Here is an 18,094-nt window from a genome sequence, read left to right as displayed (position 1 = left end):
CCATTATTTTTTCCGTTTCCGGAACACTTCCTTGCTTCTAACATATTCTGTATCCGGCACGCCGAGCTTGGCGTTCGCCACACGTGCAGCTGCAAAAAAGAAATCCGAGAGGCGGTTCAAATATTTCGTCACCTCGGGGTTAGCCGGATGATCAGCAGCCAGCGTCACGACGCGGCGCTCAGCCCGGCGGCATACGGTGCGGCATACGTGCAGCAGCGAAGAAAGCGGACTTCCCCCTGGCAAAATAAACCGAGTAATTTCCGGCGCCTCCGTAATGTATACATCAATAATCTGCTCCAGCCGTTCTGCCGGTTCCGGCGTCACTTTAAGCGGCGCTCCCGGCCTTGCATAAGCAAGGTCAGATCCGCAGTCGAACAGCTCCTGCTGAATATCGACCAGCAGCGCTGCCATCTCCGCAAGCTGCTCATGCTGTGCAGCCTCCGCAGCCGCCTGCCCAACGAAGCAGTTCAGCTCATCAATCGTGCCATAGGCTTCCACTCGAATATCATCCTTGCGGACACGCCCTCCAATTAATGCCGTTTCTCCACTATCTCCCGTACGCGTATATAATCTCATGGCTCAGCATTGCCCCTCTCATTACACTTCCGTCTGCTTTTAAAAAGCTACTATACACTATACCATAAACGGCCATTCCTGCCGAAGCATTCCCTGAGAATCTGCCCGTGTCCAGCACAAAAAAGCGGCATTCCAGCTCAAACTGGAATGCCGCCATTGCTCAAAAATAGCCGTGTAAAAATGCTGCAGAACACAGCTCTTCGAATTTCACGCTTAGCCCTGCTTCAGCTTGTGCACAAAGCCGCCAATGCGATCCAGCGCTTCGGCCAAATTTGAAACCGAGGTTGCATAGGAGCAGCGCAAATACCCTTCGCCGCCGAGGCCAAACACATCGCCCGGAACAGCGGCTACGCCGCCTTCCTCAAGCAGGCGTTCGGCAAATTTCTCGGATGAAAGCCCCATCGCCTTAACCGAGGGGAACGCATAAAACGCGCCCTCCGGCTCATGGCATTCCAGCCCGATATCGCGGAAGCCCTTCACAACAAGGCGGCGACGCTGGTTATAAGCATCAACCATCCGGTCTTTCTCTTCCAATCCTCGCGTCAACGCTTCTACACCAGCATATTGCGCCATGGCTGGAGCACACATGACCGTATATTGGTGAATTTTCAGCATTGCGGCGATGAGATCAGGATGTCCGCAAGCGTAGCCAAGCCGCCAGCCCGTCATCGCGAACGCCTTCGAGAAGCCGCTGACGAGAATGGTGCGGTCCCGCATACCCGGCATCGCCGAGAAGCTGCAATGCTTCGTTCCGTAAGTAAGCTCGGCATAAATCTCATCCGAGATGACAATGAGATCGTTATCCTCGACCACTTTGGCAATCGGAAGCCAATCCTCATAAGTCATAATGCCGCCCGTCGGATTGCTCGGATAACATAAAATTAACACCTTGGAACGCGGAGTAATAGCAGCCTGCAGCGATTCAGCCTTAAGCTTGAACTTGTCTTCAGCAAAAGTCTCAATACCTACAGGAACACCGCCGCCAAGCGCAGTTATAGGAGAATAGGAAATATAGCAAGGTTCCGGGATTAAAATTTCATCGCCTGGCACAATTAACGCCCGGAGCGCCAAATCAATCGCTTCACTGCCGCCAACGGTGACGAGAATTTCATTTGCTGGATCGTACGGTGTCTGGAACTGATCATTCAAATATTGGCCGATCGCTTCGCGCAGAGCAGGCAGGCCCGCATTTGACGTATACTGCGTCTTGCCTCTTTCCAGCGAATAAACAGCCGCTTCACGAACATGCCATGGCGTAATAAAATCCGGCTCGCCAACACCAAGCGTAATGACATCTTTGCGGGTATTGACCAAATCAAAAAAACGACGAATACCCGATGGTTTAATATTTTGGACAGAAGGGGTCAAATAGTCCGTCATCGCTTGACGCTTCACCTTCGTCCGTACCAGCTCTTCCTCTTCTTTAATCATCACATTCACCTCTTACGGCGAAATCATCAAACGATCGTCACCCTCATGCTCCTCGAAGATAATTCCATCCTGTTTATATTTTTTCAAAATAAAGTTCGTCTTTGTCGACAATACAGCATCGATTGGGGACAGCTTATTCGATACGAAGGAGGCAACCTCCTTCAAGTTTTTCCCTTCGATCTCAACGAGCAGATCATAGGCTCCGGACATCAAATATACGGATTTCACTTCCGGATATAAGTAAATGCGCTCGGCTATGCCTTCGAAGCCACGTCCCCGCTCAGGTGTAATTTGCACCTCAATCAGCGCCGTTACCTTCTCGTCATCTACCTTGCTCCAGTTCACAATAGTCGCGTATTTGACAATAATATGATTATGTTCAAGCTCGGCTATTGCCTGCTTTACTTCCTCAGCGGGAGCACCTAGCAAAGTGGCGATTAATTCCGCGTCACGTCTGGCGTCTTCCTTGAGCAGCTCCAATACTTTGAGTTGCAATTCGTTCATCATATACTCCTTCCAGCAAACCTGAAGTTATTACCCTTCATATTACAACGAATCCGGGCTTCCTGCAAAGAAAAAAACAAAAGACCCCGAAGGGTCTTTACATGTAGTAGGGCTGATGGGAATTTTGCTGGTTGTGCTGTTGCTGCTGTTGCACCATATGGCCGTATCCTGCTTGCATCGCATGCGACTGGCTGCCCATACGCTGCTGCAAAAACTGCGATGTTTTTTGCTGGGTTTGCTGGTACTCCTTCAACTGCTTGTCGATCTCCTGTCTGAGCACAGGCGATGCGGTGTTGTACATATTTTGCGACTGCATCACTTGATATAGCTCGCCCTGCATTTTCAGCGTGCTGTTCAGCAGGTTCGTAAACATTTGGCGGATGGATGGACAGGCAGCCTCTGTGGCCGCCGTCGCGTATTCGCGGGTTACCCGTTTCAAGTCGCTAAGTACCGTGTAGGCCAGATCCTCTTCTGGCAAAAACGATTGCGCATATTGCTGTTGCATCTCTTTTTCCTCCTTATGTCTGCTTGCCAAATATGCTTATTGCTGAGGCTGGGTCGGCGCCATGCTTTGATGCTGCTGAAGCATGTGCATCAATGTCTGATAATGCTGCTGATGCGTATTGAGCATTTGCGAGCATGCCTGACGAAGCTGCTGGGTGCTTGCACCTACAGATACGGCTGAGCATTGCTTAATCAGCAAATCCTCGTTGGACATCGAATCGGCTATATACTCGAGTTCTTTCGCGGTCATTGGCTGTAACATCGAATTTCCTCCTCCTTAACTTTTCTATGATTGAATACATGTTCGCGAGCGAAGTTCATAGCTCCGCTCGGCTGACCGAATGTCAACCCTTACGTATTATGGATCAGTCTCCCACTAATTATGTATGGGTAGACCACCTTAATTTACAACGCCGTCCACTAGGCTTATCTTCGTGCTTGTCCACAACGTCGTTTAATCACGCAAAAGGGCCTATCCCCTCTTCGCAAGGTCAATAGGCACTTTCACCTTCATCATATAGCTTACGGAAGACAGAACGAACCTTTAAGGCAAATGAACGGTTTTCACATGGTCAAAATGTAAAAATACCGAAGCGCCGCTCGCGGTGGACAGCTCAAGCATGCTTTGATCAATCGCTTTAAGAACGCCCGTTTTATTTGAGTTTTCTCCCAAATCGAGCACGACGAATTCACCCATCAGCTTGCGCAGCTGCTGATCGAACGTTCGCGACAAAGTGACGGGGGATGGCCTTAATGGAAACTGCTCGGGAGTCAGCTTGTATGGCGTGACATCGGGGTTGTAGGGAATTAAATATTTCAGATGGTGCAAAGACACCATAACCGTGTGGTAAATCGGGGAATAAAACACGAAATAATCATTCATAACTGTCGTAACGTAACCATGGATCGATTGATTCCCGGTAATGTACAGCTCGGAAAACATCCCTTTGGCATTCATCAAAATTTTGCGGTAGGATACCGTTTCATTGTAGGCTTCAAAGGGCAGCTCCGGCACCTCGAATGGGTCATACTTGTGATTGGACAGACGCAGCTGCTGCAAATGAATGAGCGGAACATAAATAAATTGCAAACCCGTATGCAGCACTAAAATATCTTGCCCGAATTCAATCAGCTTGCCGCGAATAGCCGCAACCTTTCCCGATATGTCCAGCTCTACTTGCTGGTCAAGCAGCGGATGGCGATTTTTCATAGTGTCTCTCTCCTTTCTGCCGACTTTTTTAAATGAATACCGGGCTTCGGCATCAAGTGCCTGACCCGGCATTCCACTAGCGCCTAATGCATGGTGATGTTCCCACTAAACGCTAATTTCTTTTGCCTGAGCGGTTTCCGTTTTTGTTTCCGCTTTTATTGTTGTTTTTGCGGTTTTTGTTTCCTCCGCTGTTCGATCCACCTGTACGGTTTTTATTTCCTCCGTTGTTCGTTCCACCTGTGCGGTTCTTGTTTCCTCCGCTGTTCGATCCACCTGTGCGGTTTTTATTTCCTCCGTTGTTCGATCCGCCTGTGCGGTTATTATTTCCTCCCGAACGGTCGCCACGGGATGTGTTTTGTCCAAGCAGCTTAATTGTTTTAATGTGGAACAATTGAATTTGAACAACTTCACGGTTTACGACCAGCAGCAAGGATGTGCTGCCAACTTCGGCGATAAAGCCTTCGATTTTCTCCGGGCCGCCCCAGTTGATTTGCACAAACTTTTGGTTGAGCGCACGGATTACGCCGATGAAGCTGGAAGCATGAATATATTGGGGAGTGCGGCCTTTGCTTTTGTCGCTAGGGAAATCCGTAATGCTCTTCACATGGCTCGTGCTCACATAAACAATGCCTTCCTTTGTCCAAAGCACTAGATAGTCATTTTTCACGGCAACGAGCGTACCTTGGAGGGATTCTGGACCACCACGGTTGATTTTCACATATTGTCCAACGAGGCCGTCAAGAAATGATTTAGTACCATTTTCTTTGGAGCTTTTGTGTTTGTTGCTTTTGTGTTTGTTGCTTTTGTGTTTGTTGCATTTGTGTTGATTGCTTTTATGGTGTTGGTTCATGTTGCCCGAGTTGCGATCCTGTTCTCCACCTACAAAGTTGCTGCAATAATTCATAGTAAAATCCCTCCAAATGTTTAATGAGCTGTGCTAGATTTACATACAATCTTAAAAGTTATTGACCCTGTCCCTGCTTGCTGTTTCCACCTTGGCCTGAGTAGCGAGCATCCCTCCAGTGCTTGATGCCGTTCATCTGTCATGGGAGACGATTTATAATACATTTATATGTATCCCTCATATAAGAGGTACTAGATTAATAACTATTTATTTAAGGCATAAGCATATAACTAGAAAAGTTTCATAGAGTCGCTGCTCCAGCAGTAGCAAAACACCCCGCGGCAGAATAAGGTAAATCAGCAAAAGCCTATCTGAGGACGATAGGCTGATCTGCCCGCAGGAGGTGGAAGCCCTATGTCAACCCAAACGCTGCCGATTCGTGAAATTACGATTGAACCTGATCATTTGCAGGAACTGCAGGAGGATTCCTGGAGCCATACGTTCCAGCCCGTTCAGCTAGAGATGAATGGAATATCTAGAGAAGCCACTTTTGGCTATCGCGGCGGTCATACGAGGAACTATTTTAAAAAATCCTATGAAGTCAGAACGACAACCGGCTTGACGCTGCATTGGAACGCCGAGTTTGATGATCCTTCGATGATTCGCAATGCGCTGTCCTTCCAGTTTTTCAATCAGATTGGCGTGCCATCGCCGCGTACCCGGCACATTTGGCTCGTCATTAATGGCGCCCCTCAAGGCGTCTATTTAGAGATTGAATCCGTTGATCCCAGATTTTTTCGCAGAAGAGGCATTGGCTGCCGCGCCATTATATATGCGGTCAATGACAGCGCAAACTTCAGCCTGATTGATCCCATTACGGAGCGACGGAAGGAGTCTCTTTTTGACGGCTATGAACTCGTATCCGGACTTGCGGCCTCCGAGCTGCGCCTAATCCGCTTCGTCAGCGGCATTAACCGCAAGCACACATCCCGCCTGCAATGGAGCACTTGGACGTCAAGGCGCCTAGATGTCGATCAATATTTGCTCTGGCTCGCGGGAGCTGTGCTTACGGGAAACTATGATGGCTTCGATCAGAACTACGCGCTTTATGTACATGGGAAAACGGGAAAATACCGGATGATGCCTTGGGATTATGAAGGAACATGGGGAAGAAATTGCTACGGCAAGCCATGTGGAAGTGATCTGGTGCGGGTGGAAGGCTATAATACGCTGACGGACAAACTGCTGGCCATTCCGGCCTATAAACGCAAATACCGCTCCATCCTGCTCCGGCTGCTGCAAACAGCATTTACGGAGGAACAGGTGGAGCGGACGGTGCGCGCGATGTACAGCAAGCTGACGCCAGCCATTCAAGAGGATTACACGCGAAAAAGCAGCTTTGATACGTATTTGAGCGAGCCCAACTTCATATTGAATTATGTGAAGGAGAGACGCGCTCTTATTAGAAAGGCTTTAAAAAGCTGGAAGCTCACGAAGAAGACAGCTGATGTTGATGTTGCCGCCCTTAAAGTTAAAATTCATTAAAGCCGCTTTTAAAATAGCTCCATGCTTAAGTAACGCTCGCCTGTATCGGGAGCAATACAGAGCACTCTGCTGCCGGCTCCAAGGCGGCGAGCCACCTGAAAAGCCGCCCAAACGGCAGCTCCTGAAGAAGGGCCGAGCAGCAAGCCTTCCTGACGGGCCAGCGCCTTCATCATAGCGATTGCATCGTCATCCGTCGCCTGAATGATTTCATCATAGACGGAAACATTCAGTATAGCCGGCACAAAGCCGGGACTTGTGCCCACCAGCTTATGCGGCCCAGGCACTCCCCCGGACAATACGGGCGAACCCATAGGCTCAACGACGGCAATATGTAAATTCGGAAGCGCGGCTTTCAGCGTCTCACCGATTCCTGTAATGGTGCCGCCTGTTCCTGAGCAGGCAACAAAAGCATCGAGCCGCCCTTCCATCTGCTGCAATATCTCTATTGCTGTCGTACCCCGATGGGCATCGGGGTTTGCTTTATTTTCAAACTGATTCGGAATAAAGCTGCCTGGAATACTCTGCGCCAGCTCCTCCGCCTTGGCAATCGCACCAGGCATTCGCTCGGCTGCAGGCGTCAATACCACTTCCGCGCCATAGGCACGAAGCAGCTTAATGCGCTCCTGGGACATATTGTCCGGCATAATCAAAATGAGCTTATAGCCTTTAGCCGCCGCCCCCATGGCCAGTCCAATGCCCGTGTTTCCGCTAGTTGGCTCTATAATCGTGGAGCCCGGCTTAATATGGCCGCTAAGCTCTCCAGCTTGAATAAGGGAAGCTGCCGCCCGATCCTTAACGCTGCCGCTCGGATTAAAATATTCCAGCTTTACGAAAACATCTCCGCAGCCTTCCTCCGCCAAACGATTCAGCTTCACAACAGGCGTTTCACCTACTAAATCAATAATGCTTGATACGATTTTTGGCATAACTGTTAAACCCCCTGTTTCCCATGAATCATGATGTCTCTTGTTCCAACAATGGACGCATCATCCACCAGCCAATAACAGGTACCGAGCCGACTACGAACAGCAGCCAGACGACCGCAAGCGGAGAATGATTTTGCGTCAGCACGACCAAATAGCCGCTAAGCCCAAGCACCCGTCCAAGCGTCAGACCCGCTTCGCGCAAGACGATATATTCCTCGCGTTCTCCACCGCCGGACTGCGATTCCCCAATTAAATCAAATACTCTTGAAGTCATCGGTATAATGTAGAGCGGCATAAATATGGACGTCCCAATACCGAATAACAATAAATTCGTAAAATTCACCTCGTAAAATAGTGGCAATATGACAAGGCCATTCATGACAGTCCCAACTAGCATCGCCCGCTTGCGATTGCGCGGGGACAGCCGCTTGCCGACCAGCCAGAAGCTGATTAGGGCAACGAAAGAGGTTATGAGCGTAAAGCTGCCCAGCTTGGCCTCATTTTGCGTGGCGATATAGACGGTCAAGCCGACTAAAAAAAGAAACACACCTTCCCGTACGCCTTGAGCTACGACAGCTGGTAGCATTCTACGCCATGGATTGCCGGGAATGGCAAGCTGCTGAAAGCCATGCGTCCAGCTGTATCGCCTGCCGTCCTGCTTGCGTTTCTTCAACCAGAAGCTCAGCACAACCGAAATGGCCAGTATGACAAGCGATGCCGTAAAAATAATCTGATAGCCGCGCTCGCCGCTCATCGAGGTAATGAGCAAGCCCGATACCCACGGCGCCAAAATCCCCGCACCAGAGCCAAGCAGACCAGACCAGCCGTTGAAGCGGTCGCGATTGTCCGGCTCGGTAATTTCAAAATAAATGACATCAAATGCGACCCAAAATAAGCCCAGCGCTACCCCATTCAATAGGCCCAGCGGAATAATATAGCTCGCCGCCAGCTTGCCCAGCATGAGCACTGTGAAATAAAAAGCCCCCGACAGCACGATGCCTGTGCGGAGACTGTTCATTTTATTATATTCTTTAACCCATTTTCCCGCCAGCCAAAAGGTAATGCCGCATGTTAAATACTGGCTCATCGTAAACCAGCCGACCAGCATATAGGAGGAGCTGGCTTTCCATAAGTAGATGGGCACGAATGTTCCTGAGAGCGCAAGCGCGATGCCGAATAACGCTTGAACAGCCAGAAGCAATATAGCCTGGCGATCCAATACGCCGCCTGTAGGCGCTCTTCCCAGCATGGCTGGGCGGCCGAATGGTCCCAATTGCATCGACGTTTTCATGCGTGTTTTTGCCCCAGTACTGAATTCACCTTTGTTCTGTTTCATTTTTGTACCCCTTCCCCGGCTGCCGGCTGAATAGGCTTGCTTGCTTACTCGCCCGGCATGCTGCCCTGCATTTGTTTAGGTGCTATATAAGGTTCCCTACATGCGTCAGGTACATGCCGCTCATTTTGCTGGCATTTATAGGCTGGAGGTACAAGCATAAACGGCTGTCGCCGTCCTCTGGCGGCAAAGCTACCGTTTCGCGGGTGAAATATATGCCGTTTATAAGGGGGAAACTTATACCTGCTTATATTTCAAAAAAAAGCCGGAGCAAGTGCAGTGACCTCGACGAATCAGGTCAAAACCGCGTTGTCCGGCTGCTTGATATTAATCTTCGGAAGCGAGTGCCTTCAGCATTCCTTCTCGGTCATTGCCGCTTAGCTGAGTAGCGGTATGGAAGCATGATGGGCACACATATAGCTTGAGTTCAAATGGCGGCTGCAGCAGAGGCTGTCCCAGTGCCGGATGCAGCGTTGGCTCGAAGGAGCCTGCCGCTATAGCCATTTTGCCTGCTTCCAGCATATATTCACGGCAGGAAGGACATTCTGGCGCCTCTTCCTGCTCATTAATGATTTGCTGCACTTTGCCTTGCGCCCCAATCCAGTCGCGATGCGTTCTGCGGAAGCCGTCATCTGCCTCATCCCAATCGCTGCCCGCTTGCTGACCGCTGCCGTCTTCTTGCTCCCACTCCGGCTCTTCTTCATCATCCTCATCGCGGTCATTATCGACGCCGAATTGCAGCGTACGATAGCCATCCAACTCATTTTCACAATGCGGACAATGCTTTTCGGGACCGATTTCTTCATCCCATACAATTTCCGTCAAACACCATGGACATACCACTTGCTCTTCCATCCTTGATTGCCCCCCATTTAATTGTTGATTACGTAATAAACCCCGATGCTAAAAAACACAATGGCGAGCGCCAGCAATGTTCCCCATAAATATTTCATGTCGATCCTCCTGCATTCTAGCTCACAATGGCACCGCCAATGACATACGAAAGTGAAACGGAAATAATCATAGCAATCAAGCCAACAGCCCGGTTATCCCGCTCGATTTCATCATCGATACGAAATACCGGCGTTAAAAATTCAAATAGGAAATACGCGCCTAGCAAAATAAGGAAACCAAATGCGCCCCAAATCATGCTTTGGTAAATGGAGTCATTCGCTTCAATTGAAAATCTAAAAATATTGCATATCCCGAAAATTTTACCGCCTGTCGCCATTGCGACAGCAACGTTGCCGTTTTTAATTTCTTTCCAGCAGTTGTAACGGGTAACGAGTTCGAACACCCATAAAAAAACGAGAAGCGAGAGAACTACAATGGATATATAAAGCAGCATTGCCAGATAGGAATTGCCAAGCAGCACATCGACCTCATTGCTCATGCGTTACCCTCCTTTAACCGAATTGCGAAAATGATGCAGCGGCTGCGCCTTGCAGGCCGCAGCCAGCTAAATTAGTTCAGCTCAGCAACCGTAACGCCGGCTCCGCCTTCACCATAGTTGCCCAAGCGGTATTTTTTCACATGGCTGTGCTTGCGCAAATATTGCTGTATGCCAGATCGCAGCACGCCTGTTCCGTGTCCGTGAATAATATAAACCTGACCGATGCCGGAGAGGAACGATTCATCGAGAAATTGGTCGACCTCCATGAGTGCCTCCTCTAAATTCGAGCCTCTGAGGTCAAGCTCCATCTTCACATTTTCATCTCTGGAGCGTTTCACACTGGCTGCCTGCTTCGGCTGCTGCTTAAGCGGAGCAGCTGGCTTGATCAGCTCCATATCGGCAATGGCTACCTTCATCTTCATAATGCCCAGCTGAACGGTCGCATCCGCCCCATGCACCTCGATGATAAGCCCTTTCTGATTCAAGCTGTAGACCATAACCTCGTCTCCGGCTTCGATTTTGCGAACTGCCTTCTGTTGCCCGGCATTAGAAGGACGATTTTGCTTCTTGTGCAGCTCAGGCACCGCTTCATCCAGCTTGCGGCGGGCATCAATAAGCTTATGCTCCTTGACAGAAGCTCCTTCCTCCAAAGCCAGCTTGCGCAGCTCCGAAATAATTTTCTCGGCCTCTAGGCGTGCTTTTGCAACCGCCTCGCGCGCTTCCTCCTGGGCCTTCTCAAGCATTTTGTCGCGCTGCTCCTCGAACTTGCGCAGCTCCGCCTCATGCCGTCCACGCTGCTTCTCCATATCCTGCCTCAGCGACTGCGCCGTCTGGCGATCGCTTTCCGCATTCAATCGGTCGGCTTCGAGCGACGCGATCATATTTTCAACACGCTGATCCTCTTCGCTCACTTCACCGCGCGCATGATCGATGATCGTTTTGCTTAGGCCAAGCCGCTCTGCAATCGCAAAAGCGTTGCTTCGGCCTGGAACACCTACAAGCAGACGGTACGTTGGGCTTAGCGTAGCAATATCAAATTCCATGCTTGCGTTGATGACACCTTTGCGGTTGTATGCATATGCTTTAAGCTCGCTGTAGTGGGTCGTTGCAATAATACGGCTGCCCATGCTATGAATATGCTCCAGCATCGCAATGGCTAGTGCCGAGCCTTCAGCCGGGTCGGTGCCTGCGCCAAGCTCATCGAGCAGAACGAGGCTTTTCGCCGTCATGGATTTCAAAATGCGAATAATATTGACTAAATGGCTGGAAAACGTACTAAGGCTCTGCTCAATGCTTTGCTCGTCACCGATATCAGCATAAATAGCGTCAAATACGCAAAGCTGGCTGCCGTCCTCTACCGGAACGAACAAGCCGGACATGCTCATCAAGCTGAGCAAGCCTACTGTTTTGAGCGAGACGGTTTTACCGCCTGTATTCGGTCCCGTAACGATAATGGCTGTGTACGTATTGCCAAGCTCGACATCAATCGGCACGATTTTGTCCGCCGCAATGAGCGGGTGGCGCCCTCTTTTGATTTTCAGAAAGCCTCGATCATTCATGCGTGGCAGCGTCGCCTTCATCTCATGCCCAAGACGCGCCTTGGCAAAAGCAAAATCCAGCCTGCCCAGCAGCTCCTGGTTATACAATAAATCCTCAACATGCTCGGCCGCTTTCGCGGTCAGCATTTGCAAAATTTTCTCAATTTCACGCAGCTCTGCCGCTCTCAGCTCACGCAGCTTGTTGTTCATGACAACCGTTGCTTCCGGCTCAATAAACAGCGTAGCCCCCGAGCCAGACTGGTCATGCACTATGCCGCCAAAATGCGAGCGGTACTCCTGCTTCACCGGAATGACATAACGGTCGCTGCGCAGCGTAATAATAGCGTCCTGGAGCATTTTCTGCACCGAGGAAGAACGGATCATTTGCTCCAGCTTCTCGCGGATGCGCGATTCGCCTCCACGAAGCTCCCTGCGTATCGAAGCGAGCTGGACGCTCGCGCTGTCCATAACCTCACCTTGATCATCAATACAATCAAAGATCGCATCCTCAAGCTCCTTGTGCTCGCTGAGCTGGTCAGACGTTTCATGCAGCAAAGGAATCGGATCATCATCATGCAGATTTTCCAAATGACGTTTAACCCGCCTAGCCCCTCTGGACGTCGAAGCAATTTCCATAAGCTCCACCGGGTTCAGCGTTCCACCGATACGCGATCTGTGAAGCGAGCTGCTGATGTTGGTAATGCCGCCAAATGGCGGATTGCCCTTAAGACGGTCGGCCTTATAAGCCTCGTCCGTCGCTTGAAGCATCAGCTTAACCGTTTCCAAATCGGAGCTTGGAGCAAGCTTCTCCGCTTCGGCCTTGCCAAGCGAAGTCGCTGCGTGCTGTGTCAATTTATGTATAATTTTGTGAAATTCAAGTGTTGTTAATATTTTACTATCCAAGCGTAACACTCCTCTCGCCCTTATATTATAGCCGAATCGGCGCTTTGATGCACGACATGACGTTACCTTCCATACATGTTCCGGCGAAAACTGGCTACAATACGAAGGAATCACAATATCCAGCCTGGTCGACATGCAAAATCCGTTGATTTTTCACAGGCCGTAGTGAAGGATTTCAAATCAATTGAGGAGGTTGAATACATGAGCTTTTTAGGCCATGTTGTTCGGTTCATCGTAGCAGCTCTTGTGTTAATGCTTGTGGGCTTGATTGTGCCGCAGTTCAGCGTGGGCGGTTTTTGGAGCGCTTTAATGCTGGCTATCGTCATTGCCGTGCTGGGCTGGATTATCGAAGCGATTTTCGGCAAAAAGGTTACGCCATTTGGACGGGGCATCGTCGGCTTCATCGCCAGCGTCGTCGTCATCTGGATTGCCCAATTTATCGTCAGCGGCGTTTCGGTTACTTGGCTCGGTGCCATTCTGGCTGCGCTCGTGATCGGGATTATCGACTTGTTCATTCCCGTCAGCACGCCATATGAAGCCGGACGCTCCGATCATGACCGCCGCAGCAGCGACCATTAAAGCCTTAATCGTGATGCGTCGTTAGCGGAAGTCGTATGCTTGTCAGCCCTTGCCCGTCGCTCTCTAAAGCGATGGCCAAGGGCTTTTTCATCAAGCCATTCAACAATTTGTCACCTTCTGATGCTGTCAGTTTGGGGAAATTGGGTTACAATAAAAGCGATGCGGAAAATAATTCCGTGTCATAAAGCGTGTAAGCAGAAAGGGAGCCGAACAAGATGAAAAAGTGGATTTATCTTGCTGCCGTGATGTGCTTTGTTGCAATCATTGCCGCATGCGGGACAAGCGGAGGAGCAAGCGAAGCGGGCGGCGTTATAGATACAGATGCCAGTGCAGCGGAAGTCATTGTCAAAGCAAAGAGCTGGGAATTTGAGCAAACCGAATATAAGATCAAGCAGGGCGAGGCCGTTAACCTTAAGCTTGAATCAACGGATGGCGTCCATGGCATCCAAGTTACCAAAACCGATATTACGATTCCAAATAATAAATCCAAAACCATCTCGCTGAAAGCTGGCGAATATACCATCGTATGCAACGTGCCTTGTGGTACAGGCCATACTAAAATGCAAGCAAAGCTTATTGTTGAATAAATTTGCTTGGATTGGTGCTTGTTGCATCCAGCCGCCATGCGCTCATCATAATGAGAGTGCTGGCGGTTTTTGTTGTTTATGATGAATTATAATAAAATGCGGCTGTTTTTTAAACGATAACGTTTCTAACCATTCGGTCTAGCAGCGTCAAGTAAGAAACTAGTAATTTATACTTAATTATTGTCGGTTTTATGATCGAGAAGCGTCTGTTTTAAAGCATCGATCTGGCCAATAATAGAAATCGGATCGAAATAAAAATACGTCTTATAATCAACAGGAATCAGATTTCCATTTTTCACGGCAGGAAGACTTTTCCAAATTTGTCCATCTGTCAATTCCTTGAACTGCTCCTCCGTTGTTTCTGTGTAGGTCGATAAGAAAATATAATCTGTATTCGCGAGCTCAGCCAGCTTTTCTTCCGATATTTCCACGTACTGTGCTCCATTGTCCATGACGTTCTCCTGCACCCAATCTGGCGCCTTGAACTTCAGAGCATTGTAAATCACTTCTCCACCGCGGCCATAATTATCGCCCAAAACCGCTAGCGTCTTTCCATCTACCTCAAGCAGAACAGCTGTCGATCCTGGCTTAACAACGTCCTTCAGCTGATTTCTTGCTTTTTCGGCGTTGTGCTCATACTTTTCCAGCCATGCATCCGCTTCTTTGCTTTTGTTCAGCAGCTCTCCCATTTGCTTTACTTCTTCACGAACATTTTTTGTAGAGCCGTACTCGATAAATAGCGTTGGCGCAATCTGAGAAAATTTATCGTAATGATCGGCGAGTGTATCATTAATAACGATGAGATCAGGCTCCATTTCAAGCACTTTCTCTGGTGAAGCTGGGGAGCCGATGTCCATTATTGCGGCTTCCTGCTCCTTCAGGAAGGGACTGCCCATCCACCACTCTTTGCTGCCTCCAATAGGCTGAATGCCAAGAGCAAGCAGTGTACCATGATAGTAACCGGCAATAACTCGCTTCGGATGAAGAGGGACCTCAACATCTCCCTTGATAGTCTTGACGGTTTTTGTCGCAGCTTCATCCGTTTGTGTGCTGTTGTCTCTTGGCAATTCTGAGGCGGCAGTTGATGAGGCCGTCGTATTAGATGTACTTGGGGTATTCGAAATGGAATTACCGCCACACGCGCTAAGTATGAACATGACGCAGATGAGCGTACCGATAGATGGGGAAATTTTTTTTGCCAAAACCAACATTGAAACAGCCTCCTAATTGAAATTGATTATCATTCGATCAAATGATAACAATTCTCGGCAGCTAACGTCCATATACAAACATGACGAAAAATTAGTCCGAATGTGCGGAAAATAACCTTACAATCTCCTCGAGCTGATATTCCAGAGACAGCGTGTCATAACCATAAAACATCTCGCGATTCGGCGTATAGATGCGGCCGTTCCGGACGGCTTCAAGTTTACCCCACGCCCCATTATTCATCCAGGCCCGCTTATTCGGAAGCCCTTGCGAGCCGTAGTCGAATAAAATGATATGATCTGCGGAAAATGCCAGCAGCTCCTCTGAAGTGAATGCTTTGTTTGGAATATTCCTGTCTATCAGCTCGCGGCTAACGCTTGCAGGAGGCTTCAATCCTAGCTCCCCGTATAGAAGAATGCCTCCCATGCTCGTGGAACGGCCATAAATGTAGAGCTTGTCTGACACGATCTTCATTATCGCTACAGTCTCGTCGCGTCCGATGAAAGAAGTCATTTTTCTTCTCCCTTCAACTATTTTCTGCTCGAATCGGGCTACCCAAGCTTCTCCCTCGCTCCGCTTCCCGACCGCCTCTGCCAGCAGGAAGAACGGCCCGCGCCAATTGTCGTCCAAATCAGGTATTTCGCACACAGAGCTAATTTCCCTTAGCCGTTCTGAATATGCGGTCTGCTCCCCGGCCAAAATGAGGTCGGGCCCAGCCTGAGCCAGCTTGCGCAATGTTTCTTTGCCCATGTGTCCCACCACCTCAAGAGCAGTCAAATCCATACCCTTGGCATGGGCTTCCTTCATCCATGGTTCAATTAGGCCGATTGCAGGAATGACACCTAGCGTCAACATGCATGAGGTCACGTAGGACGACAATGCTGCATATATTTTAGGCTTGGATCGGTAGGATGAAGGCGCCAGCCCAGTCATTTGTTTAAACTTGCGGCTAAAATAATATTCGCTTTGAAAACCGACCAACTTTGCAATCTCGCCTATACTCCTCAGAGGAGAAAGCTGCAGCAGCTGTTGGGATTTTCGAATTCTCATCCGGCACAAATAATCCAAAAAGCTTTGGCCTGTTTCCTGCTTGAACACACGCGAAAAATATTCAGGGCTAATGCCAATCATTGCCGCAAGCCGATCTCGCGTTAGCTTCTCCTCATAATGATTACGAATATATTGAATGGCGTTATCTATCCAACGACTCCCATCTTCTTCATCTTTCAGAACCGATTGTTCATTAAACACTAAGCTCAGCAATTGATAAAATATAAGCTGGCTTCTAAGCGGGTTATGCAAGCTTTTCAGGGAGGTCGCTTCATGCAGTTCTACTCCTAGCTGTAAAGCACGCTCTGGGGCAAGGAGCGGCATCTCCCCGCCAATCCAATGCGCAACAGCTGCGCGGCCGTATACACTTTCGCTCTCTAAGCTGCCTGCATCATCAATTGGGGCAATCGCGATAAAGGTTATCCGGTCCAGCAGCAGCGTCTCCTCATAAGGATTGTTGACATGCATGCCACTACCCGCTGGCCAATAGAAAGCCGTTCCAGCCTTGAGAAAAATTTTTTTGCCGCCCATATGTATCTCACCGCGCCCCTCGCGAACGAGCAGCAGCATGTCCGTGCTGGCAACATTCCATTCCATAGGTGATTGAGGCGCATAAGTAAAGGCAACGATTTCTTGAAAAACAAACGTTGCCGAGGAAGCGACGCTAACGCTCCCGACACTCAGCTGCCCTTGTACGGAAAGGGCTGTTCGATTCCGCAGCTCAGCCTTGACTCTCAATACTTCCTCGCTGCTCAGCACTCCCAGATATTTCTCCGTTCGATGCTTCCTCCGTCCGAATTCGTCGCGGTAGGTTGAAACGATCCGAAAGTACTCGTAAGTTTTTCCGTTTTTGCTAATCGTTTGTTTTTTAAGAAACATAGTAAGGCTCCTTGCGCTCTATAATTTAGGGACTAACTGAGGGACTAACTTTACTTTATCATATTCGATGCACTTCTAATTCATCTCGATGTATTCACGGCTTTTACGATAATGGACTGAAATATCATTTTTCTTTTGCTACCCTGTAAGAAAAATTGATAACTGCCGCACTTTCCCTTCCCGCTTCCCTTTGATAAGATGGTCATTATAGCTAAAAGTTAGCGCTTACGAAGTTTTTCTCGCAAAAGCCGAAGGGAGAGATACGATGAGCCTTTTAAATGGGCGTGTGGCAATTGTAAGCGGCGCAGGCAGTGGGCTCGGAAGGGCCGCTTCTCTATCGTTTGCAAAAGAAGGCGCAGAGGTCGTGTTGCTGGGCCGGCGATTGAACAAGCTCCAAGAAACCTTTGAGGCGATTAAAGAGGCTACCGGACGGGAAGCGCTTGTTATACCTACAGATGTCACCGATGAACAGCAAATTAAGCAAGCGGTTATACTAGCTGTCGGCAAGTGGGGCAAAATTGACATTTTGCTCAATAATGCTGCCGTGCTGGAGTCTGGACATGTTATTGAGTTGACTTCTGAAAACTGGCATACGCAGGTTGCTACTAATTTGACAGGACCCTTTTATTTATCAAGAGCTGTCATTCCATATATGCGGGCAGAACGCTATGGTCGCATTATTAATATAACATCGGGCCTTTCCTGGAACGGTGCCGGAGGTTATGGCGCTTACAGCGCGGCCAAAGCCGGGCTTGAATCGCTAACCCGGACACTTGCTGATGAAGAACATGAATATGGCATTCTCATTAATTTGTACAACCCTGGCACGCTTCGCACCGAAATGCATGCCACGGGCAAGGACCCGGCAGTCGTCACACCAGATTTGCTGCGTCTCGCAAGCCTGCCCCGCGGCGGTCCAACAGGCAGTACGGTCAGCTATGGCTAATCGGGCGAGCCGATATATATCAAAATCCCTTGAATGAAGCACGGGCAATTGGCTCGCTGCTTTATTCAAGGGATTTTTTTGCGCCTCCTCAGCGCAGCAATATGCGAAAAAATCCGTTTATCATCGCAGTTCCGGGG

18 protein-coding genes are annotated in these 18,094 nt (G+C 49.2%); 4 read left to right on the top strand and 14 right to left on the bottom strand.

The window, feature by feature from the left end:
* Positions 1-3 precede the first annotated feature (3 nt).
* The 7 genes from ASF12_RS11765 to ASF12_RS11735 form a co-directional block, all read right to left on the bottom strand.
* Positions 4-576 (bottom strand): cob(I)yrinic acid a,c-diamide adenosyltransferase, encoded by a 573-nt coding sequence (locus ASF12_RS11765; protein WP_056034420.1) that lies wholly within the window; start codon positions 574-576, stop codon positions 4-6.
* A 213-nt stretch (positions 577-789) separates the two neighbouring features.
* Positions 790-2,007: an aminotransferase class I/II-fold pyridoxal phosphate-dependent enzyme gene (locus ASF12_RS11760; protein WP_056034417.1), complete on the bottom strand. Its 1,218-nt coding sequence runs from the start codon at positions 2,005-2,007 to the stop codon at positions 790-792.
* 12 nt (positions 2,008-2,019) lie between these two features.
* Positions 2,020-2,511: an Lrp/AsnC family transcriptional regulator gene (locus ASF12_RS11755; RefSeq protein ID WP_056034414.1), complete on the bottom strand. Its 492-nt coding sequence runs from the start codon at positions 2,509-2,511 to the stop codon at positions 2,020-2,022.
* Positions 2,512-2,608: 97 nt separating this feature from the next.
* Entirely contained in the window at positions 2,609-3,016 is a 408-nt protein-coding gene (locus ASF12_RS11750; protein WP_056034411.1) for a spore coat protein, read from the bottom strand.
* A gap of 36 nt (positions 3,017-3,052) precedes the next feature.
* Positions 3,053-3,277, bottom strand: a complete 225-nt coding sequence (locus ASF12_RS11745) for a hypothetical protein (RefSeq protein ID WP_056034407.1) — start codon at positions 3,275-3,277, stop codon at positions 3,053-3,055.
* Between the two features lie 282 nt (positions 3,278-3,559).
* A complete protein-coding gene (locus ASF12_RS11740; protein WP_056034405.1) occupies positions 3,560-4,225 on the bottom strand; it encodes a hypothetical protein in 666 nt (221 codons plus the stop codon).
* Positions 4,226-4,337: 112 nt separating this feature from the next.
* Entirely contained in the window at positions 4,338-5,129 is a 792-nt protein-coding gene (locus tag ASF12_RS11735; protein WP_056034401.1) for a hypothetical protein, read from the bottom strand.
* A gap of 354 nt (positions 5,130-5,483) precedes the next feature.
* Here ASF12_RS11735 and ASF12_RS11730 point away from each other — a divergent pair, with 354 nt between their 5' ends.
* Positions 5,484-6,614, top strand: coding sequence for a CotH kinase family protein (locus ASF12_RS11730; protein WP_056034396.1), 1,131 nt, complete (start codon positions 5,484-5,486; stop codon positions 6,612-6,614).
* An 8-nt stretch (positions 6,615-6,622) separates the two neighbouring features.
* On the opposite strand, the gene cysK is transcribed toward ASF12_RS11730, so the two are convergent.
* The 5 genes from cysK to ASF12_RS11705 form a co-directional block, all read right to left on the bottom strand.
* A complete protein-coding gene (gene cysK / locus ASF12_RS11725; protein WP_056034394.1) occupies positions 6,623-7,540 on the bottom strand; it encodes a cysteine synthase A in 918 nt (305 codons plus the stop codon).
* Between the two features lie 28 nt (positions 7,541-7,568).
* A complete protein-coding gene (locus tag ASF12_RS11720) occupies positions 7,569-8,876 on the bottom strand; it encodes an MFS transporter (RefSeq protein WP_235533131.1) in 1,308 nt (435 codons plus the stop codon).
* A gap of 324 nt (positions 8,877-9,200) precedes the next feature.
* A complete protein-coding gene (locus ASF12_RS11715; RefSeq protein WP_056034390.1) occupies positions 9,201-9,728 on the bottom strand; it encodes a hypothetical protein in 528 nt (175 codons plus the stop codon).
* Between the two features lie 115 nt (positions 9,729-9,843).
* A complete protein-coding gene (locus tag ASF12_RS11710) occupies positions 9,844-10,266 on the bottom strand; it encodes a DUF350 domain-containing protein (RefSeq protein WP_056034386.1) in 423 nt (140 codons plus the stop codon).
* Between the two features lie 71 nt (positions 10,267-10,337).
* A complete protein-coding gene (locus tag ASF12_RS11705; RefSeq protein ID WP_056034383.1) occupies positions 10,338-12,707 on the bottom strand; it encodes an endonuclease MutS2 in 2,370 nt (789 codons plus the stop codon).
* A gap of 201 nt (positions 12,708-12,908) precedes the next feature.
* On the opposite strand from ASF12_RS11705, the gene ASF12_RS11700 reads away from it, so the two are divergent.
* Both ASF12_RS11700 and ASF12_RS11695 read left to right on the top strand, forming a co-directional pair.
* The gene (locus tag ASF12_RS11700) at positions 12,909-13,286 is read left to right on the top strand and encodes a phage holin family protein (protein WP_056034380.1); all 378 of its coding nucleotides are present in this window, start codon (positions 12,909-12,911) and stop codon (positions 13,284-13,286) included.
* Between the two features lie 215 nt (positions 13,287-13,501).
* A complete protein-coding gene (locus tag ASF12_RS11695) occupies positions 13,502-13,873 on the top strand; it encodes a cupredoxin domain-containing protein (protein WP_056034378.1) in 372 nt (123 codons plus the stop codon).
* 173 nt (positions 13,874-14,046) lie between these two features.
* Here ASF12_RS11695 and ASF12_RS11690 read toward each other — a convergent pair whose 3' ends face one another.
* Together ASF12_RS11690 and ASF12_RS11685 are read right to left on the bottom strand one after the other, a co-directional pair.
* Positions 14,047-15,084 carry an ABC transporter substrate-binding protein gene (locus ASF12_RS11690; protein WP_056034375.1) on the bottom strand — a complete coding sequence of 346 codons (1,038 nt, stop codon included), beginning with the start codon at positions 15,082-15,084 and terminating at the stop codon, positions 14,047-14,049.
* 91 nt (positions 15,085-15,175) lie between these two features.
* Positions 15,176-17,011 carry a helix-turn-helix domain-containing protein gene (locus tag ASF12_RS11685; protein WP_056034373.1) on the bottom strand — a complete coding sequence of 612 codons (1,836 nt, stop codon included), beginning with the start codon at positions 17,009-17,011 and terminating at the stop codon, positions 15,176-15,178.
* 265 nt (positions 17,012-17,276) lie between these two features.
* Here ASF12_RS11685 and ASF12_RS11680 point away from each other — a divergent pair, with 265 nt between their 5' ends.
* Positions 17,277-17,957 carry an SDR family NAD(P)-dependent oxidoreductase gene (locus tag ASF12_RS11680; RefSeq protein ID WP_056034370.1) on the top strand — a complete coding sequence of 227 codons (681 nt, stop codon included), beginning with the start codon at positions 17,277-17,279 and terminating at the stop codon, positions 17,955-17,957.
* Positions 17,958-18,094: the final 137 nt, after the last annotated feature.

The organism is Paenibacillus sp. Leaf72 (assembly GCF_001422685.1).
Classification (GTDB): domain Bacteria; phylum Bacillota; class Bacilli; order Paenibacillales; family Paenibacillaceae; genus Pristimantibacillus.
Note: the sequence above shows the minus strand (reverse complement) of the source record. Positions and strands in the feature narration are given on the sequence as shown.

Coding starts and splice junctions, on each gene's coding strand:
- ASF12_RS11750 (WP_056034411.1), bottom strand. CDS start 3,016: ATGCAACAGCAATATGCGCAATCGTTTTTGCCAGAAGAGGATCTGGCC.
- ASF12_RS11720 (WP_235533131.1), bottom strand. CDS start 8,876: ATGAAACAGAACAAAGGTGAATTCAGTACTGGGGCAAAAACACGCATG.
- ASF12_RS11690 (WP_056034375.1), bottom strand. CDS start 15,084: ATGTTGGTTTTGGCAAAAAAAATTTCCCCATCTATCGGTACGCTCATC.
- ASF12_RS11755 (WP_056034414.1), bottom strand. CDS start 2,511: ATGAACGAATTGCAACTCAAAGTATTGGAGCTGCTCAAGGAAGACGCC.
- ASF12_RS11730 (WP_056034396.1), top strand. CDS start 5,484: ATGTCAACCCAAACGCTGCCGATTCGTGAAATTACGATTGAACCTGAT.
- cysK (WP_056034394.1), bottom strand. CDS start 7,540: ATGCCAAAAATCGTATCAAGCATTATTGATTTAGTAGGTGAAACGCCT.
- ASF12_RS11760 (WP_056034417.1), bottom strand. CDS start 2,007: ATGATTAAAGAAGAGGAAGAGCTGGTACGGACGAAGGTGAAGCGTCAA.
- ASF12_RS11710 (WP_056034386.1), bottom strand. CDS start 10,266: ATGAGCAATGAGGTCGATGTGCTGCTTGGCAATTCCTATCTGGCAATG.
- ASF12_RS11685 (WP_056034373.1), bottom strand. CDS start 17,011: ATGTTTCTTAAAAAACAAACGATTAGCAAAAACGGAAAAACTTACGAG.
- ASF12_RS11680 (WP_056034370.1), top strand. CDS start 17,277: ATGAGCCTTTTAAATGGGCGTGTGGCAATTGTAAGCGGCGCAGGCAGT.
- ASF12_RS11745 (WP_056034407.1), bottom strand. CDS start 3,277: ATGTTACAGCCAATGACCGCGAAAGAACTCGAGTATATAGCCGATTCG.
- ASF12_RS11735 (WP_056034401.1), bottom strand. CDS start 5,129: ATGAATTATTGCAGCAACTTTGTAGGTGGAGAACAGGATCGCAACTCG.
- ASF12_RS11740 (WP_056034405.1), bottom strand. CDS start 4,225: ATGAAAAATCGCCATCCGCTGCTTGACCAGCAAGTAGAGCTGGACATA.
- ASF12_RS11695 (WP_056034378.1), top strand. CDS start 13,502: ATGAAAAAGTGGATTTATCTTGCTGCCGTGATGTGCTTTGTTGCAATC.
- ASF12_RS11715 (WP_056034390.1), bottom strand. CDS start 9,728: ATGGAAGAGCAAGTGGTATGTCCATGGTGTTTGACGGAAATTGTATGG.
- ASF12_RS11700 (WP_056034380.1), top strand. CDS start 12,909: ATGAGCTTTTTAGGCCATGTTGTTCGGTTCATCGTAGCAGCTCTTGTG.
- ASF12_RS11765 (WP_056034420.1), bottom strand. CDS start 576: ATGAGATTATATACGCGTACGGGAGATAGTGGAGAAACGGCATTAATT.